This is a genomic window from Campylobacter concisus (assembly GCF_902460715.1).
Taxonomy (GTDB): Bacteria; Campylobacterota; Campylobacteria; order Campylobacterales; family Campylobacteraceae; genus Campylobacter_A; species Campylobacter_A concisus_AK.
The window spans coordinates 780,298-804,058 of sequence record NZ_CABPUX010000001.1 but is presented as its reverse complement, the minus strand read 5'-3'; the positions used below and the strand labels follow the sequence as shown (position 1 = coordinate 804,058).

Below are 23,761 nucleotides of genomic sequence, written 5' to 3'. Positions count from 1 at the left end.
TTTAAATTTGCATTATAAAATTCGTCTAATTATACCCAAACGTGCTAATTGCATTTTTAAAAAAAGAGTTAAGGTTAAAATATGTCTCATAAATTTCTTGCTGTGCTTGTTTTGGCGCTGATCTGTGCCATTTCTTTTGCGCTCTCAAACACGGTCTTGGCTAAATTTCACACCAGCCCGCTCATCATCTCTATCATTTTAGGCGCCATTTTTGCAAATCTTTTCACCAAACAAACTCAAATTTTAAAAAGTAGTGGCGTCGTAGCGATCGCTGGGAAGCAAATTTTAAGGCTAGGCATCATACTTTTTGGCTTTAACATAAGCCTTAGCGAGATCGCAAGTGTCGGCACCATTGGCGTGATATACGCAGCTTTTATGGTCTTTGCGACCTTTTGTTTTGCGCTTTTTACCGCTAAAGCCTTGGGACTTAGCAAGGATAGCGCCGTGCTCATTGGCTCAGGGGCAAGTATATGCGGCGCAGCTGCTGTCATGGCTACTCAAAATGAGATAAAAGCAGACGCAAACAAGCTTGCTATCGCCATTTGCACGGTGGTGCTCTTTGGGACGATTGGCATGTTTATCTACCCATTTATCGCTAAATTTCTAGCTCTCACGCCACACCAAACTGGCTTTTTTATCGGCGGCTCACTTCACGAGGTAGCCCATGTAGTGGCAGCCTCAGCGGCATTTGATAGCACAGCTAGCAGCACCGCCGTCATCATAAAAATGCTTCGCGTCATCATGCTTGTGCCATTTTTGTTTTTGCTAAATTTCTTAAATTTAAGCCAAAATAGCGATGGCTCAAAACTAAAGAGCATACCATGGTTTGCGCTATTTTTCCTGGTGGCGATCTGCGTTAGGTCTTTACCATTTTTCCCTGAAAATTTGGTGCAAATTTTAAAGCTAGCCGCTAGCATTTGCCTTTGCGTTGCGATGTGTGCTTTGGGTTTTGGGATAGATAGGAGTATATTTAAAGCGACGGGCAAAAAGCCATTTTTGCTAGCATTTTTTATATTTTTATGGCTTATTTGCTCATCGCTTGTCTTTGTTAAGACTCTTTGCTAGTTTTTAGTTTTTGCAAAAACTCTTCGATGTTGTATTTTGCTCTGTAAGCTGGGCTTAAAAGGTGTATCAAAATGTCGCCAAGGTCCATCACGATCCAATCAGGCGAGCTCTCAGTGCCTATAAATTTCTCCCCAAGAGGCTTAAGCTCCTCTTTTAGATCCTCAGCCAGCGAGTAAGCGTGCCTCTCGCCAAGTGTAGTAGCGATAACTACGGCCTTTACGAAATAATCATCCCCGCTCATATCAAACACTTGTATCTCTTCAGCCTTTTTTGCGTCTAAAACCTTAACTATACTTTCGGTGCGCTCTTGCATCGATTTCTCTTGCATCTTTAATCCTTGGTAAAAATTTATAATTTCATCTTTTATCTCGCTAGGCAGCTCATCAAGCCCCTTTTGGTGCCTGATCTGCGACGAGCTAACATCCACGTGCACGTCCATTTTTTGTAAATTTCGCGGAATTTCTATGTGATTGCGCTTAGCGATCACAAACTGCACTAAATTTTTTAGCTCCTCATAGCCATGCCACTTATCAAGCGTGGCTAGGTGGTCCGCGCCTATTATGAGATAAAATTTCTCTATCTTGAATTTCTCATACAAATACTTAACCGTCTCTATGGTAGGCACTGGGCGGGCTAAATTTATCTCATAGTCTGAGATCTCGACCTTCTCTAGGCCGCCCCAAATTTCTCTTATCCACTTTAGGCGAAGCTCTGGCGGAGCTGAAAATTCGCTCTTAAAGGGACTTATAAAAGTTGGCATGATGATGAGCTTGTCGATGTCAAGGCTGCTTAGTGCCATTTTCACAATGCTATCGTGTCCTAAATGAACCGGGTCAAAGCTCCCGCCAAAAAGTGCTAACTTCATCTATTAAAGTGCCTTGTTTATATTTGTTTTAAAATTCTTTTTTGTAGAATTAGGCGTAATTATATCAAAAGGAGCTAAGATGTCAGTTAAAGTAGCAATAAACGGCTTTGGGCGTATCGGTAGGTGTGCTGCTCGTATTATTTTAGAGCGTGATGATGTTGAGCTTGTCGCTATTAACGACACCGCAACAAGGGATATGACGAGGTATTTGCTCAAATACGACAGCGTGCATGGCGAATTTAAGCAAGACGTTAAGGTGATAAGCGACGATTTTATAGAAGTAAATGGCAAAAAGATAAGAGTTTTTTCTACAAGAGATCTAAACGAGCTTAGCTACGCAGACTACGGCACAGACGTGGTTTTAGAGTGCACTGGCAAGTTTTTAACTACTGAAAAGTGTGAGCCATATCTTGCTCGTGGCGTCAGAAAAGTCGTCATGAGTGCTCCGGCAAAAGATGATACAGCGACATTTGTAGTTGGCGTAAATGACGATAAATACGCAGGCGAAGCGATCGTCTCAAACGCAAGCTGCACCACAAACGGCCTAGCTCCAGTGGCAAAGGTGCTAAATGATAAATTTGGCATTGTAAAAGGGCTCATGACTACGATCCACGCATATACAAATGGTCAGAGCCTAGTTGATGTAAAAGCTAAAGACTTCCGCCGCTCACGTGCAGCAGCGCTAAATATCGGACCTACGACCACCGGAGCTGCAAAAGCGATCGCTAAAGTGCTCCCCGAGCTAAGCGGCAAACTACACGGCCAAGCGGTCCGCGTGCCAGTGGCAAACGTATCAATGGTCGATCTAACAGCGGTTTTAAAAAGACCAGCTAGCAAAGAGGAGATAAACGAGGCATTTAGAGCGGCTGCGGAGTCAAATTTAAAGGGAATTTTATTTGTTGATGACGACTACAGAGTTAGCAGCGACTTTTGCACAAGCACCTTTAGCAGCATCGTAGCGAGCGACACTACGCAGGTCATCGCTGATGATATGGTGAAGGTTTTTGCATGGTACGACAACGAGTGGGGCTACTCAACAAGGCTTGTTGATCTTGCTAAGATCGTGGCTACAAAGTAAATTTAAAGGGTGAAAAATGAGTGATATTTTATCGATCAACGACCTTGAGCTTAATGGTGCAAAAGTCTTTATAAGGTGCGATTTTAACGTGCCTATGGATGAGTTTTTAAACATCACTGATGACCGCAGGATCCGCTCGGCGATACCAACTATCCGCTACTGCCTAGATAACGGCTGCAGCGTGGTTTTGGCTAGCCACTTAGGCCGTCCAAAAAATGGCTATGAAGAGAAATTTTCACTTCAAGGTGTTGCTAAGAGGCTATCAAGGCTGCTTGATAGAGAGGTGATATTTGCTGAAGATGTGATCGGAAATGACGCTAAGACAAAGGCTGCGGCTCTAAAGCCAGGCGAAATTTTGATGATAGAAAATTTACGCTTTGAAAAGGGCGAAACCAAAAACGATGAGACTTTGGCAAAAGAGCTTTCAGAATTTGGCGAATTTTACATCAATGATGCATTTGGCGTTTGCCACAGAGCTCACGCATCGGTTGAAGCGATCACTAAATTTTATGATGAGAAGCACAAGGCAGCTGGATTTTTACTACAAAAAGAGATAAATTTCGCTCAAAATTTGATAAAACATCCATCTCGTCCATTTGTCGCAGTCGTGGGTGGCTCAAAGGTAAGTGGCAAGCTTCAAGCCCTACATAACCTTCTGCCACGCGTCGATAAGCTCATAATTGGCGGCGGCATGGCATTTACATTTTTAAAATCACTTGGCGAAAACATCGGAAATTCGCTCCTTGAAGAAGAGCTCATCGAAGATGCAAGGCAAATTTTACAAAAAGGCAAAGAGCTAGGAGTGAAAATTTACCTGCCAGTGGATGTCGTCGCTGCTCAGACATTTTCAGCTGAAAGCGCCGTGAAATACGTCCCAGCTCAAGAGATCCCAAATGGCTGGATGGGGCTTGACATCGGACCTGCGTCGATTAGGCTATTTAAAGAGGTCATCGCTGATGCGCAAACCATCTGGTGGAACGGACCTATGGGCGTTTTTGAGATGGATAAATTTAGTAAAGGTAGCATCAAAATGAGCCACGCTATCATCGACACTCACGCAACAACCGTCGTTGGTGGTGGTGATACGGCTGACGTGGTCGAGCGCGCAGGAGACGCTGATGAGATGACATTTATCTCAACTGGCGGCGGTGCTAGCTTGGAGCTAATAGAAGGCAAAGAGTTGCCTGGCATAAAGCCGCTTAGAAAAGAGGAGTAGGTCTTGAAATTTCTAGCGAATTTAAAGTGCAACCACACGAGAGCAAGCTTTAGAGAGTACGCGAAAATTTTAGACGAAAATTTAAGCGCAAACGACGACGTGAGCGTATTTGCTCCAGCTAGTGCCTTTGATGAAAAAAGGCATATTTTTAGGCTTGGGGCGCAGAATTTCTACCCGTGCGAGAGTGGGGCATTTACTGGCGAGATCGGCAAGGCGATGCTTGATGAATTTGAGATCAAAGATGTGCTGATCGGCCACTCTGAAAGGCGTGAAATTTTAAATGAAAGCGAGGAGTTTTTGCGAGCGAAATTTGACTTTGCCGCAAAAAATGGTTGGAACGTGATCTACTGCATCGGCGAAAATTTAAGCACAAATGAAAGCGGAGCGACCAAAGAATTTTTAAGCCGCCAGCTTGAAAACATCGACCTTGGCTATAAAAATTTAGTCATCGCCTACGAGCCGATCTGGGCGATAGGAACGGGTAAAAGCGCTAGCATAGAGCAGATAGATGAGGTGCTAAGTTTTTTAAAGACAAAGGCAAACGTGCCACTACTTTACGGCGGAAGCGTCAATGCAGCAAATATCGCTGATATCGCAGGTATAAAAAGCTGTGATGGGGTTTTAGTAGGCACAGCCAGCTGGGATGCGAATAATTTTCTAGGGCTTATTAGCGCGGCATCTCGCTGATAAATTTAAACGATCTTGCAAATTTCACCCTGCGACAGGCTATTTGCCTAGTCTTGGGATGAAATTTACTGCGAAACATTTAAATTTACCTAGCGATATATCCGCTTGTTGGTTTGTGTTTAAAATTTAAATATCGCTTAAAAGTCAAACAAAATAAAAGGAGAAATGATGATTTTAAAAGGTAAAAAAGGTCTGATCGTCGGTGTTGCCAACGCCAAGTCAATAGCTTACGGCATTGCAAAAGCTTGTCACGATCAAGGTGCGCAGATGGCATTTACATACCTAAACGACGCTCTTAAAAAGCGCGTAGAGCCGATCGCTGATGAGTTTGGTAGCAAATTTGTCTACGAGCTTGACGTAAATAACCAAGCACATTTAGATGGGCTTGCTAGCCAAATCAAAAAAGACCTTGGTGAGATCGATTTTGTCGTGCATGCGGTGGCTTACGCGCCAAAAGAGGCACTTGAGGGCGAGTTTGTAAATACCACAAAAGAGGCATTTGACATAGCGATGGGCACTAGTGTTTATTCGCTGTTAAGCCTTACTCGCGCGATTTTGCCAGTGCTAAAAGAGGGTGGTTCGGTGCTAACTCTTACATACCTTGGCGGACCAAAATTTGTGCCACACTACAACGTCATGGGCGTTGCCAAAGCGGCACTTGAAAGCTCAGTTCGCTACCTAGCACACGACCTTGGCGCTAAAAATATCCGCGTAAATGCGATCAGTGCAGGCCCTATCAAGACGCTTGCCGCAAGCGGAATAGGCGACTTTAGGATGATTTTACGCTACAACGAAGTAAATAGCCCACTAAAACGCAACGTCACCACAGAAGACGTCGGCAATAGCGCTATGTACCTGCTCAGCGACCTAGCTAGCGGCGTAACAGGCGAAGTTCACTACGTAGACTGCGGCTACAACATCATGGGCATGGGCGACGTGGCTACCGATGCCGAGGGCAACACTATCCTAGCTTGGGACGCAAAATAATCTACCTATATAAATTTGGCGGGGCGACTCGCCAAATTCTTCTTTTAAATTTCACCAAATTTGATAAAAAGGACAGAAAATGAGAGCTTTAGATGAGCTTATAGACACAAATGAGCCAGGCTGGGCGCTGATCGAAGAGTGGCTAAAAGAGGCCAAAAACGACTTTGAAATTTTGCCTCGTGATGAGAGCAGGGCGCAAAGTGAGCTTTTAGGGCTTCAGGTCACCACTCGCTCGCCGATGGGAGCGCTTGTTTATGGGTGCGGCGGCATAGTGATAGATGGCGGTTGGCTGCGTCTTCTTGGCTCAGGATGTGAGCAGATGAAGCGTGGAATTTACAGCTTCAACCTTGGCAAAAGCTTTAGCGAAGCAGGGCAGATGCCTGGCTATTTGCTCGTGGCGGACGATGTTTTGGGCGGGTTTTTCGCGGTAAATGGCGGCGCTTTTGGCGGCAAAGAGGGCAATGTCTTTTACTACGCACCAGATAGCGGCAAATGGGAAGATACGCAGCTTGGCTACTCGCAGTTTTTATACTGGGCGCTAAGTGGCGATATATCTAAATTTTACGAGCTTTACCGCTGGGATGGCTGGCGCGAGGATGTTAGAAATTTTAGCCTTGATAAAGTTATGTTTGCGCTACCACCACTCCTTTGGCAAGACGCCGACGTAAAACTAAGGCTTAAAGATATGAAAAAAGATGGCGTTAATATCGATGAGTATTTTGCTTCTTTGTTTAAAGTGGAGAAATAGGATTGATTTTGTAAATTTCGGCTTTTGCAAATTTTAAAATCTTACTCACTCACCTTAGTAACTTACTAAATTTAGGCTGCACTTCGTTTAGCACTAAATTTAGAAGCGTGATATGCCAGCTCTAATTTTAAAATTTGTAAAAATCTGTGCGAAGCACAGCAACCTCTAACGTGCGAGGGGATTGGGGGATTTAAAAAGGGGAATAAGGGGACGGCCTCGTAACTCGAGTCCCCTTGTCTCTCTTTTGGATAAAAAGAAATTTACAAATTTAAATAAGCTGTCTTTGCAAATTTTGAAATTTCATTCACTCGCAAGAATTGACTACTAAAATTTGGCTTCGCTTACAGCTTAGCTCAAATTTTAGAGCCGAAATTACTCGCTCATGAAATTTTAAAATTTGCCTGATACCCACCTGATTTGACAAAATAAATTTACAAATTTTAAAATTTAAATTTCACCGAGCGGTAGGTCTGATCAAACCTAAATGTTAGTAGATTTTGCAGTATCCCAAAAAGTACCATGAAGGTGACGAAGCTGCTTCCACCGTAGCTAAAAAACGGCAGCGGCACGCCCACAACCGGCGCAAAGCCGATCGTCATCGAGACATTTACCCCCACGTAGACAAAGATGAGCGCGGCTATGCCAGTGGCGGTCACCTGCGTGAAATAATCATTCTTAAGCCCATAATTTAGGCTAAGTAAGTGCGTTATAAGCACGCCATAAAGCCCCAGCAAAAGCAGCGCACCGTAAAAGCCGAAACGCTCGATATTGTAGGCGAAGATGAAGTCACTTGTGGCGATTGGCAAAAATTTAAAGTGCGTTTGCGTAGCCTCGTCCTTTGGTTTGCCTTTTAGCCCACCACTACCTATGGCGATGATACTTTGTTTGACGTGATAGCTTGGCTCTTCGGCAATGAAGTCGTGGATCCTCTTTTTTTGATAATCATGCAAATTTTCATATAAAACCGGCGCCGAAAAACCTATGGCAAGGATGATGCAGATCCAAATTTTCTTATTTACGCCGATGACAAAAAGGATGGTGTAGCCAACTATCAAAAGTATGAGTGCGGTGCCAAGATCAGGCTCTTTCATGATGAGCGCAAATGGCAAAAGTATGTAAAAACTAAGCCTTAAAAAGTCTTTTAGCCCGTATCCATCGGCCTCTGGCGGGCGCTGCTTAATTAGATAGGCTAGCATCAGCAAAAAGGCTGGCTTCATGAGCTCTGAGGGCTGAAGCGTGAAGTGAACGAAAGGGATCTCCAGCCAGCGTTTGGCTCCTAGCTTACTAACGCCAAAGATATCGACGCTTAAAAGCAGCACGATGCAGACCCAGTAAAACATCGGAATTATCCAGTCGATGCGTCTAATGGGCAGCAAAAATGCGATGCAAAATGAGACAAATCCTATACCAAAATATACAAGCTGTTTGTTTGCCAAAATGTCGTTTGCTTCGGAGACTAGGATGTATGAGATGGCTATGATTGGGATGATCAAAAACGGCTGAATAAAATCAAAATGTGTTAAAATACGCCGATCTAGTTTTATCAAGAAGCAAACCTTAATTTTTGGGCTAGATTATATCACAAACAAGGCTTTGATTTTGGTTAAATTTAATGTTTTAAATAGCTCAAGACTCGACGTTGCAGTGGCCAAAGAGCTTCAAATTTCACGTAATCAAGCTTTAAATTTGATAAAAGACTCCCTTGTAAGCGTAAATTTAAAACCAGTTTCAAAACCAAGCTTTTTACTGAGCGAAAACGATGAAATTTGCGTAAATTTTGCCCCAAAAAAAGAGGTGCAAAACGAGTATGAAGTAAATTTTGACATCCCGATCATCTACGAGGACGACGATCTCATAGTGCTAAACAAGCCCCCGCAAATCGTCGTTCACCAAGCCCCAAGCGTCAAAGAGGCGACACTTGTTGAGTGGCTAAACAAAAAGGGCTTTATGCTCTCAAATTTAAACGGCGACGTAAGAGCTGGCATTGTCCACCGCCTAGATAAGGGCACGAGTGGCGCTATCGTCGTTGCTAAAAACAACTTCGCCCATGCAAAACTAAGCGAGCAACTAAGCGATAAGAGCATGGGACGAATTTATCTAGCGCTCATCGACCTACCGCTAAAAGAGGACGTCATCATCGACAAGCCAATCGGCAGAAATCCAAACAACCGCCTAAAAAAAGCGATCGTCGCGGACGCTAAATTTGCAAAAAGTGCCTTTGTAAATTTGCTAAGCGAGGGCGGAGTAAATTTGATAGCAGCAAAGCTTTTTACAGGTAGGACGCATCAGATAAGAGTGCATCTTGCTAGCATAAATCGCCACATTTTAGGCGATGATTTATACGGATTTAAGAGCCAAGGCGATAAAATAAGCAGGGTTATGCTTCACGCTTATATGCTCTATTTTATCCATCCACGAACTGGCAAAAGGGTAGAATTTACCGCAAAAACGTATGATGACTTTAACCAAATAATTTACAAAAAAATTCCCAAGGAGATTTTTGATGAAAAAATTTGCCCTACGCATATTGACACCATTTTTAGCAGCTTTCTTAGCGGGATGCGGCTCTAGCGTACCGACTCAGCAAAGCACGTCACTACCAACGATTACAAGCTTAAAAACTATCTCAGACATGACAGAAGTTGGCTTCGAGTGGAACCCAGTGAGCGATGAGAGCGTCGTTGGCTACTACCTTTACCGCTCAAATCCAAACGATGCAAACTCAAAAATGCAGCTAGTTGCAAACATAAAAGACCGCTTTGCTACGCACTACGTGGATCGCGACCTAGCTCCAGAGACCACCTACTCATATCAGATGAGAACCTACTCAAGCAACGCCATCTCTCAACCAGGTGCTATCGCAACTGCGACAACTAAGCCACTGCTTGACTCTGTGCCATTTGCGCAAGCTATCACCGGACTTCCAGGCCGCGTAAAAGTGATCTGGAGACCACATCCTGATAGCACAGTAGCAAGCTACATTATCCAAAGAAGCGATGCAGGAGCTAATAAATTTAGCCAGATCGCAGAGGTAAATGGCAGACTAAATGCCGAGTATATCGATACTGAGGTAAAACCTGGTAGGTCTTATGAGTATAGGATATTAGTTAAAACTTCTTCTGGCGTCATCTCAAAACCAAGCCAAAACATAAGCGCCACAACAAAGGAGTTACCCTAAATCAGTAACAAACGTCCAAGCGACCAAAAATGCGCCAAAAAAGATCATCTTAACGTGGGATTATGCGCCGGCTGAGGATTTTGCTTATTTTAAGGTTTATAGAACGACAAGTAAAATTTTGCCTTACACATACCTAGCAAAAACGACTAGCAACACCTATGAGGATCTCATAAATACAAACGCAGCGACAAGGTATTATAGAGTCACAGCTGTCGATAAAGACGGTCTTGAGAGCTTAAAGCAAGAAGAGCCGATCGTTGGTAACACACTTGGCGCACCAAAAACTCCAAGCATAAGCGCTAGCTACGATGGCAGCGGCGTAAATGTAAGCTGGAACGCAGTTGAAAGAGCTAGCTCATATACAGTTTATAGAAGCGGTGCTAGCGAGAAAGTCTTTAGCGGTATAAGTGATACTGGGCTTAGAGATGACAGCGTCCAAAAAGGAGCTAGCTACTCTTACAGCGTTGTAGCAGTCGATGAATACGGCATCGCTTCTGATAAGTCATCAAAAGCAGAAGTTAGCATAAAATAATGCCAAATTTCATCGCTTCGTCCTTAAAAGAGCTCTCGTTTCCATTTGGTAACGACAAGATCAAATTTCTTTGGCAGGCAAATGGCCGAAATGAGAGGCTCATCTACACAAAAAATGAAGATGAAGGCTTTTTTCTAGTCGTAAAGCCAGGTAAAAATGGCGTCGTCGTAAAGGGAGAAAAGCTTACAAAGCCTGCTAAAGTTGGACTTTTACAAGAGGCACTTGAGCTTTTTAAAGAGCAAAGTTGTAACGACATCATCAGTCAAGCATTTGCTGTAAAAAAGACAAATTTAACCAAAAAAGTTAGTGAAATTTTAAGCCTTGAAGAGTTTGTGCCAGCTTTTTGCGAACTAAAAGATAAATTTAAAGAGATTTTTATCGAGATCGGCTTTGGCTCTGGCAGGCACTTGCTCTATCAGGCTAAAAACAACCCAAATGCCCTAGTTATCGGCATAGAGGTCTATAAGCCAAGCATCGAGCAAGTAGCCAAGCTTGCTAAGGTAAATGCCCTAGAAAACGTGCGGCTGATAAATACCGACGCAAGGCTCTTACTCTCACTTGTTGGATCAAATTTGGTTGATAGAGTATTTTTACACTTTCCAGTGCCGTGGGACAAGGCTGAGCATAGACGCGTGGTCTCATCGGCGTTTGCGCTTGAGTGTGAGAGGATACTAAAAGTTGGCGGTAAATTTGAGCTACGGACTGATAGCAAGGAGTATTGCGACTTTAGTTTGAGTAAATTTTTAGAGCCTACAAACTCAAAGATCGAAGCTTTTAAAAATAGAAATTTAGAAGTAACTAGCAAGTATGAAGACCGCTGGAGATGCCAAGATAAGGATATTTACGATGTTATTTATACTTGTGAGGCAAAAAGCGATGAGAGCGTTTTGACTGGGGATTTTAGCTTTAAAGAAAAGACAAGCGTAAAAAATATCATTAAAAATTTTAAAAATTTCATCATAAAAAAAGAGGATCATTTTTTACATTTTGAAGAAATTTATACTATAAACGAGAGTGAAATTTTGCTAAAAGTCGCCTTTGGAGCGTTTAACAAACCAGAGCAGTGTTTCATCAAAATAAGCGATGAAAAAAGCGAATATTTTATAAAAAAACCGATCTTAATACGTGAAAATTTAGCAGCACACGAGCTTTTGAAGGAGTATTTGGCTGATGCAAGAGATAATTAGCGCAAGAAATTTAAGCCTAGCTTATGAGCGCAACGAGGTTGTGATCAATAGCGTAAATTTAGACATCTACGCAAATGACTTTGTCTTTATCACAGGCAAGAGTGGAAGCGGAAAAAGCACGCTTTTAAAGTCATTTTACGGAGAAATTTCGCCCCTTGCAGGTGAATTAAATGTCTGCATGACGCAAATGGACGACATCGATGACAAGAGACTTTGCGAGCTTAGGCAGCGAGTTGGCATTATATTTCAAAACTATCGCTTGATAAATGAGTGGAATGTCGAAAAAAACGTCATGCTACCCCTCATCATCAAAGGCGTCAATCAAAATGTGAGCAAAAAGCAGGTGGCTAAACTTTTAAAACATGTAAATATGCTTCACAAAGCCGATAAATACCCTCGCGAGCTAAGTGGCGGCGAACAGCAAAGAGTTGCCATGGCAAGAGCACTCGCGCACAATCCAAATTTGCTCTTATGCGACGAGCCAACGGGAAATTTAGACGAATACTCAAGTGACGTAATCTGGTCGCTTCTAAAATCAGCCAGAGAATTTCTAGGCACAAGCGTCGTCGTGGTGACGCATCACATCCCCTCAACGCTTCGCATCCCATACCGCCACTTCGTCATAGAAAATGGAGGCGTGCATGAGATCGCTTAAAAACCACCTTGGATTTATCTTGCCGCTAATCGCACTTTTATTTTCAGTGCAGTTTAGCCTTACAGCAGACAAGATCGTAAGAGAGTATGAGAGGCTTATGGGAAATGACTACAACATCGTGGTGGTCTCAAACAAAGAGCTAAGCGAGCCAGTGCTAAAGCCAGTGGTTAGCACGCTGGCAAGTGTCGAGCCACTAAGCCCACAAAAGATCATCGACCGCCTATCAAACGACATCTCGGCTAAAAATTTATCCATCCTTCAAAACGCCTTGCCTAAATTTTACTCGCTAAGACTAAGCGAATTTCCATCGCCAGAATATATGGAGGAGATAAAGCAAAAGCTTTTGAAATTTGATGGTATAAGCAAGGTCGAGACATTTTCAAAGACCCATGACAAGGTCTTTAAGATGCTAAATTTAGCCAAAAGCATATCTTATGCATTTATGGCGATACTTTGTGTTGTTGGGCTTATGCTTATGCTGAAACAGACTAAAATTTGGCTATTTGAACATAGAGAGCGCATCGAGATCATGACGCTTTTTGGCGCGCCATTTTGGCTAAAATCAGCCATGCTATATAAATCAGCCATGGTTGATAGCATAGTTGCGACCATTGTTGTTGGTGCTTTTTTCTTTTTCTTGCCAAATTTTGAAATATTTAGAGAAAATGCCGCAAGCATCGATGTAGTCTTGCCTAGCCTTGATCTTTCAAGAGATATATTTATCCTTTTTGGCGTGGCTGTGGTTTTAAGCATTTTTGCTGTTAGTTTAGTGATGAGTAAGGCTAGAAAAAGCACGATATGAAAAAAGGAATTTTTACACTTTTGCTAGCATTTGGCCTAGCTTTTGCATCAAATACTAAAGAGAAGATAAAAGACTCCAAAAACTCGCTAAGATCGAGCCAGGTGATGAGTGAGCAGCTTAGTAAAAAGCTTGATGACTTGGCTGGTGATATCGTAACTGGTGAGAAAAAACTTCGTGGCATAAGTGGTGATATCACAAATTTAAAGGGTCAAATTTCAGTTCTTGAGACAAATGCTTCAAAAGCGCTTCTTGAGCTTGATGATCTAACAAAGCAAAACAAAGAGCTAGAGCGCACGCAAAAAGAGCTAGAGCAAAATATGATAAGGATCATCGCAGAAGATTTATCATTTGATCTTATGATGTCAGCAAGCGATGGCAAACAAAGCGAAGAGAGCATCATCTCATCGCAAATTTTAACCAAACTAAACGCCATAGCAAAAGAGGACTTTAAAAGGCTTAGTGAGAACTACGAAGATACGATTGAGAAGATAAAAAATAAATCAAGTAAGATAAATGAGATAAACTCAAGTATAAAAAACTATAGGCGCAAGCAAAATGATCTACAAAGCCTAGAGAGCACGCAGAAAAATACAATAAACGGGCTAAAACGCGATAAAGAAATTTACAGCAAAAAGCTAGCCAAGCTTCAAGCCCAACAAGACGAGCTAAGAAAGACACTTGAGCAGCTTGCTATTATGCAAAAGCAAGAGGATGAAGCAGCGCGTGCAGCTAGAGAAAAGCAAGAAAGAGCAGCTAGCAAAGGCGGCAAAAAGGGCGAAAAGAGCCAGCCAATGGGTGGGGGCTATCAGACAAGCTCAGTTAAAAGATACTCAGGTGCAAGGACGATCGCTCCGCTTGATAGCTACTCTGTAAAGCAAAAATTTGGCAATTACGTAGATCCAATATATAACATCAAAATTTTCAACGAGTCAGTCATACTTCGCTCAAGCACGCCAGATGCGAAGGTTAAAAGCGTGCTAAATGGCAAGGTCGTCTTTGCAAAAGCTACTCCAATGCTTGAAAATGTCGTCATCATCGAAAACGAAAACGGCATCCACACGATCTACGCTCACCTAAGCCAGATCGCGCCAACTGTAAAAGTGGGCTCAGTCGTGCAAAAAGGCTACGTCATAGGCCGAGTTAGAAACGATCTAACCTTTGAGGTAACGCAAAGAAACTACCATATCGACCCGCTTGAAATGATCTCAAAATAGTCACTTTGTAAGCGTTATTAGCTAAATTTAAAGCCTTTTTGGCTAGAATGCGTGAATTTCAAGGAGCATGACAATGAGTAAGAGAAAACGCGTATTGGTCAAATTTTCAGGCGAGGCCTTGGCTGGAGAAAATGGTTTTGGTATAGACACAGCTGTGCTTAAATTTATAGCAAGCGAGATAAAAGAGCTTATAGAAAATGATATCGAAGTTGGCATCGTAATAGGCGGTGGTAATATAGTGCGCGGTGTGAGCGCTGCAAAAGATGGTATCATCAAGCGAACAAGTGGCGATCACATGGGTATGCTAGCAACTGTCATAAACTCTATCGCGATGCGTGAAGCATTGGAGCGAAGCGGGCTTGAAGTAAGAGTGCAAAGCGCGATCAAGATGGAGGCGATCTGTGAGACATTTATCGTAGGACGTGCGCAGCGCCATTTAGAAAAGGGCAGAGTTGTTATCTTTGCTGCAGGCACTGGTAATCCATTCTTCACAACAGATACAGCAGCTACGCTAAGAGCTATCGAGATCGGCTCAGATATGATCATAAAAGCGACAAAAGTTGATGGCGTTTATGACAAAGATCCTAAAAAATTCAAAGATGCAAAACTTTTAAAATCACTAAACTACGAAAAGGCGATGAGCGATGACATCAAGGTTATGGACGATACTGCCATAGCTTTAGCAAAAGACAACGCACTGCCGATCTTAGTTTGTAATATGTTTAAGGCTGGAAATTTATTAAAAATAATAAATGAAGAAGAAGCAGCCCTATACTCAGTTGTAAAATAAATTTCAAAAAGGATAAAAATGAGAACAGAACAAATCACAGCAAGAGCGCTAAAACAAGTAGGAGATGACAGATATAAGCTTTCACTTATCGTTGCAAAGCGTGCAGAAGCGCTAGCAAATGGCGCAATAGCTTTAGTTGATGCTGATACTTCAAAGATGAAATTTGCCGACATCGCACTACTTGAAGTGGCTGAGGGCAAAATAGGCTTAGAGGCAATAGTTGAAGGAAAATAGTCTTTTTTTAGAGCAGTTAATAGAGCAAATTTTAGCTTGCAAAAACGTTTCAGAAGCGATAAAACTGCTCTTTTCTCTTTGTGAGAGAAGTGAAATTTTAGACAAAGCGATAGACAGCTGCGTCACATCTCACGCTGGACAATACCGCAAAAGCGGCGAACCATACGCCATCCACCCCATCTTAGTAGCCTCTATCGTAGCAAATATGGGCGGCGATGAGAGCATGGTCATAGCTGCACTTCTTCATGACGTGGTCGAAGATACCGACGTAACGTTAGGTGAGCTTCAGGCTGAATTTGGCGATGAGGTTGCAAAGCTGGTTGAAGGGCTTACAAAGATAGTTGCCATTAGAGAAAATAAGCTCGCAAGCTCAGATAGCAACGAAAAACTAGCAAGCTCGGCGCTAACTTTTAGAAAGATGCTCTTAATCTCCATAGAAGATGTGAGAGTCCTTGTCGTAAAGCTTTGCGACAGACTTCACAACATGCTAACTCTCGAAGCGCTAAGGCCTGAAAAGCAAAAACGCATAGCCGAAGAGACGCTTATGGTCTATGCTCCGATCGCTCATAGGCTGGGAATTTCATCGATCAAAAATATGCTTGAAGATCTAAGCTTTAAGTATGCGATGCCAGAAGAGTACGCTAAAATCGATAGCTACCTAAACAAAAACAAGCAGCAACTTAGCCTAAAGCTAAATGCTTTTCACGAAAAGGTAAGTCAAATTTTACTTGAAAATGGCTTTATCGAGGGCACTTTTGAGATACAAAAACGCATAAAACACTACTACTCGATCTATCTAAAGATGCAAAGAAAGGGCATTTCTATCGAAGAGGTGCTTGACTTGCTTGCCATTAGGATCATCGTGCAAAAGCCGCTTGATTGCTACCTTGCACTTGGAAATTTGCATATAAATTTTAACCCTCTTATCTCAAGATTTAAAGACTATATCGCGCTTCCAAAGCAAAATGGCTATCAAACGATACACACAACCATTTTTGATAACAAAAGCATATTTGAGGCGCAAGTTCGCACTTATGACATGCATAAAACCGCTGAATACGGTGTTGCCGCTCACTGGAAATATAAAAACGGCGAGGGCAGCCTCTTAAATCCAAAGCTTGACTGGCTAAATGACATCAGCATGCAAAATAGCGAGAACGAGAGCAACGTTGAAGAGCTATATGAATATGCAAAAGATAGCCTTTATATCGAAGATATCGCAGTTTATTCTCCAAAGGGAGAGGTCTTTACTCTGCCACGTGGTGCGACGGCGCTTGATTATGCTTATGAGATTCACTCAGAGATCGGACTTTACGCAAAAGAGGCTTATATAAACCGCGTTAGGATGCCACTTTTAACAGAGCTAAAAAATGGCGACATCGTTAGGATAGTAACTGGCGAAGAGGCTAAATTTCGCTGTTCGTGGATAAATAGCGTGCGAACAGGCAAGGCAAAGGCGACGATAAGGTCATTTTGCAAGCAAAAGATCAAAGATATAAACTACAAAATGGCGATAGATATCTTAAAATCAGTATTTAACGTCTCAAAAGATAGAATTTTAGAGTGGGTAGAGAGCGAAAATTTAGGCAAAAAGGTATTTCGCGCGGCAACTGATAGTGAATATCTGCAAGAAGTGGCAAATATGCTTAAAAAATACATCAGAAAAGAGCGCCCTTTTATGATCTCTTTGGGCGACAAGTACCAGATCAAAAAGCAAAAATTTGAAAACATAGTGATCTACTCAAATCATAAAATTTCAAATGTCGAGTTTGATTATTGCTGCAATCCAAAAAGGGGCGATAGCATAGTTGGCTTTAAAAATGGTCACACCGTGACAGTGCATCACAAGCTTTGCGAGCGCGCTGGCAAGCTAATGGATAAAGGCGATGAGATCATCTTTGTCAAATGGACGAGAAATGCCCCGCATAGGTATAAAATTTTATTAAATTTAGAAAACAGAAAAGGTGCGTTGGCTGAATTTTTAACATATCTTGCTAGACTTGATATAAATTTAGCTACAATCTCGCTAAACGAAGCAAATGATCTTAGCGGAGATACGTTTGAAATAAGCGTAGAAATAGCAGAAAACATCGATGCAAACGAGATTAAAGAGAAGATCAAAGATAGATATAAGATTATTGATTTTGTTTCGCAAAGCGACCCATATCATAATTAGGAGAGAAAAATGGTTCAAAATATAGACGATATTTTACAAGAGATAAACCGCGGCGTTGCCGAGATGATCGATGCTGAGAGAGTTGAAAATTTAATTAAAAATTATTATGAAAAAGGCGAAAATTTCTACGTAAAAGCAGGCTTTGACCCAACAGCTCCAGACCTTCACCTAGGTCACACAGTCGTTTTAAACAAGATGGCTTTGCTTCAAAAACATGGCGCGATCGTGCAGTTTTTGATAGGTGATTTTACCGCTCAAATAGGCGATCCAACAGGCAAGTCAGCCACTAGAAAAAAGCTAGATCAAGAGACCGTTTTAAAAAATGCTAAAACCTACGAAGAGCAAGTTTTTAAAATTTTAGATCCTAAAAAAACTGTGATAATGTTTAACTCAAAATGGTCAAATGAGCTTGGCGCTGCTGGGATGATCGAGCTAACTAGCACATTTTCAGTAGCTAGAATGCTAGAGCGAGACGACTTTGAAAAGAGGATAAAAGCGGGCAACCCGATATCAATCTCTGAGTTTATGTACCCACTGCTTCAAGGCTATGATAGCGTGGCGATGAAGTGTGACATCGAAATGGGCGGCACGGATCAGAAATTTAACCTGCTAATGGGTAGAACATTGCAGCGAACATATAATATCGGCAAAGAGCAAGCCGTCATCATGATGCCACTTCTTGAGGGGCTTGATGGCGTAAATAAGATGAGCAAGAGCCTTGGCAACTACATAGGCGTTACTGAAAATGCAAATGATATGTTTGCAAAAACGCTTAGCATAAGTGACGAGCTTATGTGGCGCTGGTACGAGCTACTAAGCACAAAAACACTTGGCGAGATAGAAGAGCTGATGAATGACGTAAATAGTGGCAAATATCATCCAAAAAAGGCGAAAGAGGATCTTGCTTATGAGATAACAGCGAGGTATCATGGCGAGGAGGCTGCTAAGGCTGCTATGGCTGAATTTAACAGCGTTCACTCTCAAAATCAGCTCCCAACTGATATGAAAGAATTTAGCTTAAAAGCGCCGATTTGGATAGTTGAGGCCTTATCTCAGTGTGGGCTAAGTGAGTCAAATTCTCAAGCAAGGCGAGATATAAAAGCAAACGCAGTTAGCATCAATCAAGAAAAAATTAGTGATGAGCAGTTAAAATTAGGAGCAGGCGAGTATATCTTGCAGGTTGGTAAGCGTAAATTTGCGAAGATAAAGGTTGAATAAATGGAGTTAAAGCCATTAAAAATAGGTAAATACGAGATAAAATACCCGATATTTCAAGGCGGTATGGGGCTTGGCATCAGCTGGGACAAACTAGCTGGCAATGTGAGCTTAGAAGGCGGTCTTGGCATAATTAGTTCAGTCGGCACAGGCTACTATGAAAACCGCAAATTTATAGATAAAGAGCTAAATGCAAAGCCTTTTGGAAGCGAAAATTTTTACTCCACAAGAGGGCTTCGAGCAGTCATAGAAAATGCACGTAAAATTTGTGGTGACTTGCCACTTGGCGTAAATATAATGTATGCTGCAAATGACTACGCAAGGGTGGTTAAGGATGCTTGCGAGGCTGGTATAAATATCATCGTCTCAGGTGCAGGTCTGCCTACAAATTTACCCGAATTTACACAAAATTTTAAAGAGATAGCACTTGTGCCGATCGTCTCGAGCGCAAAAGCACTAAAGATCATCTGTAAGCGCTGGCTACAAAGATATGAGCGCTTGCCGGATGCTGTCGTGCTTGAAGGACCGCTAAGTGGCGGACATCAGGGCTTTACATACGAGCAGTGCCTTGATCCTGAGTTTTCACTATTTAACCTCATCCCGCAGGTAAAAGCTGAGATCAAAGAGTGGGGCGACTTTCCGCTCATCGCAGCTGGTGGAATTTGGGATAAAAACGACATCGAAAAGGCGATATCGCTAGGTGCAGACGGCGTTCAGATGGGCACACGCTTCATCGGCACTCACGAGTGCGACGCAGATATTGGCTTTAAAGAGGTTTTGCTAGCGGCTGAAGAGAAAGACATCGAGCTTATAAAGAGCCCAGTTGGCTATCCAGCTCGCGGAATAAGAACAAATTTGATAAATTTAGTCGATAAAAGAATGGGTCCAAAGATCCAGTGCATAAGCAACTGCGTGAGCCCTTGCCAAAGAGGCAAAGAGGCAAAGCAAGTTGGGTATTGCATCGCGGATAGGCTATTTGACGCATATAGCGGCAAAAAAGAGAGCGGGCTATTTTTCACAGGGGCAAATGGCTACAAACTAAAAGAGCTAATAAGCGTAAAAGAGCTAATGCATAAGCTGGTACATGGTGAATGAAACGGGTTTTAATATCTCTTTTTCTAGCATTTAGTTTTCTTTTTGCGGCGACAAATTCGGAGACTTTTGCCAAATTTGATAGAAATTTTATGGCTCTAAACAGAAGCGCAAAGATCAAGCTTCACAACGATATAAAAAATATCTATGTCGATGCGATCATCAAAAATGATAAAAACACGAAAAAACAAGCGCTATCAAGGCTCATAACAAGCTCAAAAGCGCTTGGTTTTGACTCAAGCGCATATATAAGAGATCTAAATTCGATAAATGGCGTAAAAGGTGCTAGCATGCCAGCAGCTTCGCCAGCTTTAACACTACTTAGTGCGACAAAGGTAAATGACACCTTGGTGCTTAAATTTAACACAAAGCTAGATACCGCAAGGCTAAAAACATCGTTTGCCAAACAGCAAAACAACTACAAAAACATAATGGATATCGAGGGCAGGCTAAATGGCAACCCTCTAACATATAAAAATTTTATCTCAGACTACATCCACATCTCGCAGTATGATAAAAACACCGTTAGGATCATCTTTTCTGACAAGGTGCAAAAGACGATAAAGGCAAATGCAACTGGGGACTTGCTAATAATAAGCGCTCAAAATTTCATCTCAAATGAAAACGTAAGAGCGCCACTTCATAAGCTTAAAAATAAAAATGAAAAGCCAGCACAAAGCGCAGTAGAGCCAAATTTAAAGTCTGAGCCAGCACAAAGTGAGCCAGTAGAAGAGCCTTTGCCTCCAGTTGCTACGGGTAAATTTTCACGCAACAAAACGATCGTCATCGATCCAGGACATGGCGGTACAGATCCTGGTGCGGTAAATGGCAGTTTAAAAGAAAAAACAGCCGTTTTAGGTGTAGCCAAAAAGCTTGGTGAGATACTAAAATCTCGTGGCTACAAGGTCTATTTCACCAGATCAACTGACGTTTTTATAAATTTAAGATCAAGAACAAAATTTGCAAATGACAAGATGGCTGACCTCTTTGTCTCCATCCACGCAAACGCCGCTCCAAACGCTACAAAAGCAAAGAGCATGCACGGCATCGAGACATTTTTCTTATCGCCTGCAAGAAGCGAGCGCAGTAAAAACGCAGCCGCGCTTGAAAATAAATCAGACATCGAAGAGATGAACTACTTTTCTCAGCAAACGTTTTTAAACGTGCTAAACCGCGAGAAGATCATCGCTTCAAACAAGCTTGGTATCGACATCCAAAAGGAAATTTTAGCAAGCGCTAGAAAGGTCTATGCAGCCAGCGACGGCAGCGTGAGAGAGGCGCCATTTTGGGTACTCGTGGGCGCTCTTATGCCAGCGGTTCTTGTAGAAATCGGCTACATCACACATCCAGTCGAGGGCGAAAAACTATTTAATGAAGCCTATCAAAAAGCCCTTGCAAACGGCATCGCAAACGGCATAGATGGATATTTCGCAAAAAATAGATGAAAAATGCAAATTTAAGTTTTAAAGGACAAATTCCATTTAACGAAGAGTTTGGCGACATTTACTTTAACACCGAAAAACCCTGGCTTGAGAGCGAATTTGTCTTTGCGAGTGCGCTTGATGAAATTTGGCAGAGCAAAGATAGCTTTATAGTCGCTGAGACCGGCTTTGGCGCTGGGCTAAATTTCTTCACACTTTGTAAGAAATTTAAAAATAGCCCCAAAAAACTTCACTTTGTTAGCATCGAAAAAAGTCCTATTAAAAAAGATGATCTTTTAAAAATTTATGAAAACTTAGGCATTTTTAAAGCTTATGCTAAAAAGCTAGTTTCGCTCTATCCACCGCTGATCTCAGGCATACACCGCATAAATTTCGCACCAAATATCACCCTTGATCTTTGCTACGGCGAGGCAGATCAAATTTTGCCCGAGCTTGAATTTAGCGCTGATATCTGGTTTTTAGACGGCTTTGCCCCAAGCAAAAATGGCTCGATCTGGAGCGAGGATGTCTTTAAACAGATCGCAAGGCTAAGCAAGGTTGGCACCATAGTTAGAACTTACTCGTGCGCAAAAATGGTAAAAGAGGGGCTAAAAAATGCTGGCTTTTTGCTGAGCCTAAAAGAGGGCTACGCTAGAAAACGCCAGATGAGTAGCGCCGTGCTAGAGAAAAAGGATGAAAATTTAAAGGACGCTTGGTTTGCTAGGTGTGAGCCAGTCGCCAGCGTAAAAGGCAAAACAGCACTTGTTATAGGAGCAGGAGTGGCTGGGCTTGCAACAGCCAGCGAGCTAGCTAAAAATGGCTTTAAAGTGGTGATCGCCGAGGCAAAGAGTGAAGTCGCGACAAATGGCTCGGGTAATCACTGCGGCGCCTTGATGCCATTAGTTACGAAGCATGGGGTAAATTTAGGTCGCATGCACATAAATGCGTTTTTGCAAGCAGTGAGATTTTACAAGGCAAATTTACCAAAAAGCCTCATCAAATTTAATGGCTGCATCGACTATGCATTTGATGATGAGCTTGTCAAGCGATACGCATCGTGGCAGGATCAAAGCGCGGAGGATGTTTTTAAATTTGATGAGAGTTTAAAGCCATACCCTGGGATATTTATAAAAGAGGCGGCTTATGCTAGACCAAGAGAAGTTTGTAAATTTCTATCAAGTAACTTTGAAATTTTATTTAACCACGAGTATGAGAGCAGGACGCACCTGCAAAATGGCAAGATAAGCGTTAAATTTAAAAATAAAAAAAGTTTGGAGGCTGATATCTTGGTCTTTTGCACAGGTAGTAAAAGTAGCGAGATATTTAAAGGTTACGACATGCAAATAAGTAGCGTCCGCGGTCAAGTCACGCACCTAAAACCAGTGCTAAAAAATGAGCTGCCACTAAGCGCAAAAGGCTACATCTGCCCAGCTGTAAAAGGTGTGCAAGTCATCGGTGCAACATACGCTAGAAATGAAATTTGTGACACGCCTAAAGACGAAGATAATGCTAAAAATTTAAGCGACGTGAGCGAGTTTTTTGACGCCACAAAAGCCACCATCATCGGCTCACGCGTGGGATATAGAAGCTACAGCGGAGATAGATTTCCGATAATTGGCACCTTACACGATGAGGAGTTTTACAAGCAAAACTACAAAGGGCTATTTTGGAGTAAAAATAAGGACAACAATCCAAAAGCAAGCTACGAAAAAAATGTCTTTGTAAATTTCGCTCACGGCTCGCGTGGCCTTGGCACGGCGATACTTGGAGCAAATTTGATAACGGATCTTGTGCTTGATCGCCCACTTTGCATAGAAAGATCGCTATTTCATGAGCTTCATCCTGCTAGATTTTTGATAAGAAAGCTAAAAAAAGGACTAAAATAGTCAAATTCCTTAACATATGTTAAGAATTGTTATCAAAACTTACATTATAATCCTTCACAAAAAAGGATAAAAAATGAGTCAAATTTATAATCTCGATAAAGACACAAAGATAGTTGAAAAAAGCGTCGTTAGCAAAAGGCTCTTTCAAAACAAAAACGCAAGCGTAGATATATACGCATTTGACGAGGGCGAAGAGCTTGATCATGAGATGCTTTTTATAGACAGTCTTGCATTCGTCATTGACGGCGAAGCGCAGCTTGAATATGGCGAAAAGCAGATGAGGCTTGGACGCGACGAAGCCTGCCTTATCGAGGCAAAAACCTGGCGAAAACTCAAATTTACAAAGAAGACAAAATATTTACTAATAGATTTTAAGGAGAATGTTATGATAGATCATTTAGACAAAGCGAGTGTCTTTAGCCTCGCAGATGCCGTTAGCTACGAGAGTGGCAAGATAGTTAGCAAGACGCTTGTCAAAAACGAAAATGGCTCGATGTCGCTACTTAGTTTTGACAAAGATCAAGAGCTCTCAACCCACGCTGCCCCTGGCGATGCGCTACTTATCGCGCTTGATGGCGAGCTTGATTTAAAGATAGCTGATGAGAGCTTTCATCTAGTAAAGGGCGATAGTATCGTGCTTCCAGGTAAGATCCCACACGGCCTAAAAGTGAAAGACAAATTCAAAATGCTTCTAATCGTCACAAAAGACAAAATGTAAAAATAAGCCCTATTT

General features: G+C 42.1%; 23 protein-coding genes. 21 read left to right on the top strand and 2 right to left on the bottom strand.

Annotated features, from left to right (window positions below):
• The first annotated feature begins 81 nt into the window (after positions 1-81).
• Positions 82-1,065, top strand: coding sequence for a YeiH family protein (locus F3G91_RS03945; protein WP_149700765.1), 984 nt, complete (start codon positions 82-84; stop codon positions 1,063-1,065).
• Here the strand turns inward: F3G91_RS03945 and nadD are convergent.
• A complete protein-coding gene (gene nadD, locus F3G91_RS03940) occupies positions 1,049-1,930 on the bottom strand; it encodes a nicotinate (nicotinamide) nucleotide adenylyltransferase (RefSeq protein WP_149700764.1) in 882 nt (293 codons plus the stop codon). The genes F3G91_RS03945 and nadD overlap by 17 nt on opposite strands.
• Positions 1,931-2,009: 79 nt before the next feature.
• Here nadD and gap point away from each other — a divergent pair, with 79 nt between their 5' ends.
• From gap to F3G91_RS03915, 5 genes are all read left to right on the top strand, one after another.
• Positions 2,010-3,008: a type I glyceraldehyde-3-phosphate dehydrogenase gene (gap, locus tag F3G91_RS03935; protein ID WP_149700763.1), complete on the top strand. Its 999-nt coding sequence runs from the start codon at positions 2,010-2,012 to the stop codon at positions 3,006-3,008.
• A gap of 16 nt (positions 3,009-3,024) precedes the next feature.
• A complete protein-coding gene (locus F3G91_RS03930; RefSeq protein ID WP_149700762.1) occupies positions 3,025-4,224 on the top strand; it encodes a phosphoglycerate kinase in 1,200 nt (399 codons plus the stop codon).
• 3 nt (positions 4,225-4,227) lie between these two features.
• Complete coding sequence (locus F3G91_RS03925; protein ID WP_149700761.1) at positions 4,228-4,911, top strand: triose-phosphate isomerase; 684 nt, start codon at positions 4,228-4,230, stop codon at positions 4,909-4,911.
• Between the two features lie 168 nt (positions 4,912-5,079).
• The gene (gene fabI, locus F3G91_RS03920; RefSeq protein ID WP_149700991.1) at positions 5,080-5,898 is read left to right on the top strand and encodes an enoyl-ACP reductase FabI; all 819 of its coding nucleotides are present in this window, start codon (positions 5,080-5,082) and stop codon (positions 5,896-5,898) included.
• A 79-nt stretch (positions 5,899-5,977) separates the two neighbouring features.
• Positions 5,978-6,646: a DUF2625 family protein gene (locus F3G91_RS03915; protein ID WP_149700760.1), complete on the top strand. Its 669-nt coding sequence runs from the start codon at positions 5,978-5,980 to the stop codon at positions 6,644-6,646.
• A 440-nt stretch (positions 6,647-7,086) separates the two neighbouring features.
• On the opposite strand, the gene F3G91_RS03910 is transcribed toward F3G91_RS03915, so the two are convergent.
• Positions 7,087-8,193, bottom strand: coding sequence for an FtsW/RodA/SpoVE family cell cycle protein (locus F3G91_RS03910; RefSeq protein ID WP_149700759.1), 1,107 nt, complete (start codon positions 8,191-8,193; stop codon positions 7,087-7,089).
• A gap of 52 nt (positions 8,194-8,245) precedes the next feature.
• Between F3G91_RS03910 and F3G91_RS03905 the strand changes: the two genes are divergently transcribed.
• The 15 genes from F3G91_RS03905 (at position 8,246) to F3G91_RS03835 (ending at position 23,746) form a co-directional block, all read left to right on the top strand.
• The gene (locus tag F3G91_RS03905) at positions 8,246-9,217 is read left to right on the top strand and encodes an RluA family pseudouridine synthase (protein WP_149700758.1); all 972 of its coding nucleotides are present in this window, start codon (positions 8,246-8,248) and stop codon (positions 9,215-9,217) included.
• Complete coding sequence (locus F3G91_RS03900; RefSeq protein WP_188116791.1) at positions 9,150-9,824, top strand: fibronectin type III domain-containing protein; 675 nt, start codon at positions 9,150-9,152, stop codon at positions 9,822-9,824. The genes F3G91_RS03905 and F3G91_RS03900 overlap by 68 nt, the downstream gene beginning before the upstream one ends.
• Before the next feature lie 118 nt (positions 9,825-9,942).
• The gene (locus tag F3G91_RS03895; RefSeq protein ID WP_149700757.1) at positions 9,943-10,356 is read left to right on the top strand and encodes a fibronectin type III domain-containing protein; all 414 of its coding nucleotides are present in this window, start codon (positions 9,943-9,945) and stop codon (positions 10,354-10,356) included.
• Entirely contained in the window at positions 10,356-11,543 is a 1,188-nt protein-coding gene (trmB, locus tag F3G91_RS03890; RefSeq protein WP_149700756.1) for a tRNA (guanosine(46)-N7)-methyltransferase TrmB, read from the top strand. Before F3G91_RS03895 ends, trmB begins: the two co-directional genes overlap by 1 nt.
• Complete coding sequence (locus F3G91_RS03885) at positions 11,527-12,198, top strand: cell division ATP-binding protein FtsE (protein WP_004317228.1); 672 nt, start codon at positions 11,527-11,529, stop codon at positions 12,196-12,198. The genes trmB and F3G91_RS03885 overlap by 17 nt, the downstream gene beginning before the upstream one ends.
• The gene (locus tag F3G91_RS03880; RefSeq protein ID WP_103611093.1) at positions 12,185-13,000 is read left to right on the top strand and encodes a cell division protein FtsX; all 816 of its coding nucleotides are present in this window, start codon (positions 12,185-12,187) and stop codon (positions 12,998-13,000) included. The genes F3G91_RS03885 and F3G91_RS03880 overlap by 14 nt, the downstream gene beginning before the upstream one ends.
• Complete coding sequence (locus F3G91_RS03875; protein WP_149700755.1) at positions 12,997-14,214, top strand: murein hydrolase activator EnvC family protein; 1,218 nt, start codon at positions 12,997-12,999, stop codon at positions 14,212-14,214. The genes F3G91_RS03880 and F3G91_RS03875 overlap by 4 nt, the downstream gene beginning before the upstream one ends.
• 73 nt (positions 14,215-14,287) lie before the next feature.
• Positions 14,288-15,004 (top strand): UMP kinase, encoded by a 717-nt coding sequence (gene pyrH / locus F3G91_RS03870; protein WP_009294284.1) that lies wholly within the window; start codon positions 14,288-14,290, stop codon positions 15,002-15,004.
• Between the two features lie 18 nt (positions 15,005-15,022).
• A complete protein-coding gene (locus F3G91_RS03865; protein ID WP_004317259.1) occupies positions 15,023-15,238 on the top strand; it encodes a DNA-directed RNA polymerase subunit omega in 216 nt (71 codons plus the stop codon).
• On the top strand, positions 15,225-17,414 hold the full coding sequence (locus F3G91_RS03860) for a RelA/SpoT family protein (protein ID WP_149700754.1): 2,190 nt from the start codon (positions 15,225-15,227) through the stop codon (positions 17,412-17,414). The genes F3G91_RS03865 and F3G91_RS03860 overlap by 14 nt, the downstream gene beginning before the upstream one ends.
• A gap of 9 nt (positions 17,415-17,423) precedes the next feature.
• Positions 17,424-18,632 (top strand): tyrosine--tRNA ligase, encoded by a 1,209-nt coding sequence (tyrS, locus tag F3G91_RS03855; RefSeq protein WP_149700753.1) that lies wholly within the window; start codon positions 17,424-17,426, stop codon positions 18,630-18,632.
• Complete coding sequence (locus tag F3G91_RS03850) at positions 18,633-19,724, top strand: nitronate monooxygenase (RefSeq protein ID WP_021092139.1); 1,092 nt, start codon at positions 18,633-18,635, stop codon at positions 19,722-19,724.
• Positions 19,721-21,166, top strand: coding sequence for an N-acetylmuramoyl-L-alanine amidase family protein (locus F3G91_RS03845; protein ID WP_149700752.1), 1,446 nt, complete (start codon positions 19,721-19,723; stop codon positions 21,164-21,166). The genes F3G91_RS03850 and F3G91_RS03845 overlap by 4 nt, the downstream gene beginning before the upstream one ends.
• A complete protein-coding gene (mnmC, locus tag F3G91_RS03840; RefSeq protein ID WP_149700751.1) occupies positions 21,163-23,028 on the top strand; it encodes a bifunctional tRNA (5-methylaminomethyl-2-thiouridine)(34)-methyltransferase MnmC2/FAD-dependent 5-carboxymethylaminomethyl-2-thiouridine(34) oxidoreductase MnmC1 in 1,866 nt (621 codons plus the stop codon). Before F3G91_RS03845 ends, mnmC begins: the two co-directional genes overlap by 4 nt.
• Before the next feature lie 73 nt (positions 23,029-23,101).
• Positions 23,102-23,746: a cupin domain-containing protein gene (locus F3G91_RS03835; RefSeq protein WP_103567674.1), complete on the top strand. Its 645-nt coding sequence runs from the start codon at positions 23,102-23,104 to the stop codon at positions 23,744-23,746.
• Positions 23,747-23,761: the final 15 nt, after the last annotated feature.

What these genes read in the sequence shown, in the direction of transcription:
- F3G91_RS03915 (WP_149700760.1), top strand. Translation starts at nt 5,978, where the DNA reads ATGAGAGCTTTAGATGAGCTTATAGACACAAATGAGCCAGGCTGGGCG.
- F3G91_RS03865 (WP_004317259.1), top strand. Translation starts at nt 15,023, where the DNA reads ATGAGAACAGAACAAATCACAGCAAGAGCGCTAAAACAAGTAGGAGAT.
- F3G91_RS03900 (WP_188116791.1), top strand. Translation starts at nt 9,150, where the DNA reads ATGAAAAAATTTGCCCTACGCATATTGACACCATTTTTAGCAGCTTTC.
- F3G91_RS03945 (WP_149700765.1), top strand. Translation starts at nt 82, where the DNA reads ATGTCTCATAAATTTCTTGCTGTGCTTGTTTTGGCGCTGATCTGTGCC.
- F3G91_RS03850 (WP_021092139.1), top strand. Translation starts at nt 18,633, where the DNA reads ATGGAGTTAAAGCCATTAAAAATAGGTAAATACGAGATAAAATACCCG.
- nadD (WP_149700764.1), bottom strand. Translation starts at nt 1,930, where the DNA reads ATGAAGTTAGCACTTTTTGGCGGGAGCTTTGACCCGGTTCATTTAGGA.
- fabI (WP_149700991.1), top strand. Translation starts at nt 5,080, where the DNA reads ATGATTTTAAAAGGTAAAAAAGGTCTGATCGTCGGTGTTGCCAACGCC.
- F3G91_RS03880 (WP_103611093.1), top strand. Translation starts at nt 12,185, where the DNA reads ATGAGATCGCTTAAAAACCACCTTGGATTTATCTTGCCGCTAATCGCA.
- trmB (WP_149700756.1), top strand. Translation starts at nt 10,356, where the DNA reads ATGCCAAATTTCATCGCTTCGTCCTTAAAAGAGCTCTCGTTTCCATTT.
- F3G91_RS03885 (WP_004317228.1), top strand. Translation starts at nt 11,527, where the DNA reads ATGCAAGAGATAATTAGCGCAAGAAATTTAAGCCTAGCTTATGAGCGC.
- F3G91_RS03875 (WP_149700755.1), top strand. Translation starts at nt 12,997, where the DNA reads ATGAAAAAAGGAATTTTTACACTTTTGCTAGCATTTGGCCTAGCTTTT.
- F3G91_RS03845 (WP_149700752.1), top strand. Translation starts at nt 19,721, where the DNA reads ATGAAACGGGTTTTAATATCTCTTTTTCTAGCATTTAGTTTTCTTTTT.
- mnmC (WP_149700751.1), top strand. Translation starts at nt 21,163, where the DNA reads ATGAAAAATGCAAATTTAAGTTTTAAAGGACAAATTCCATTTAACGAA.
- F3G91_RS03835 (WP_103567674.1), top strand. Translation starts at nt 23,102, where the DNA reads ATGAGTCAAATTTATAATCTCGATAAAGACACAAAGATAGTTGAAAAA.
- gap (WP_149700763.1), top strand. Translation starts at nt 2,010, where the DNA reads ATGTCAGTTAAAGTAGCAATAAACGGCTTTGGGCGTATCGGTAGGTGT.
- F3G91_RS03930 (WP_149700762.1), top strand. Translation starts at nt 3,025, where the DNA reads ATGAGTGATATTTTATCGATCAACGACCTTGAGCTTAATGGTGCAAAA.
- tyrS (WP_149700753.1), top strand. Translation starts at nt 17,424, where the DNA reads ATGGTTCAAAATATAGACGATATTTTACAAGAGATAAACCGCGGCGTT.
- pyrH (WP_009294284.1), top strand. Translation starts at nt 14,288, where the DNA reads ATGAGTAAGAGAAAACGCGTATTGGTCAAATTTTCAGGCGAGGCCTTG.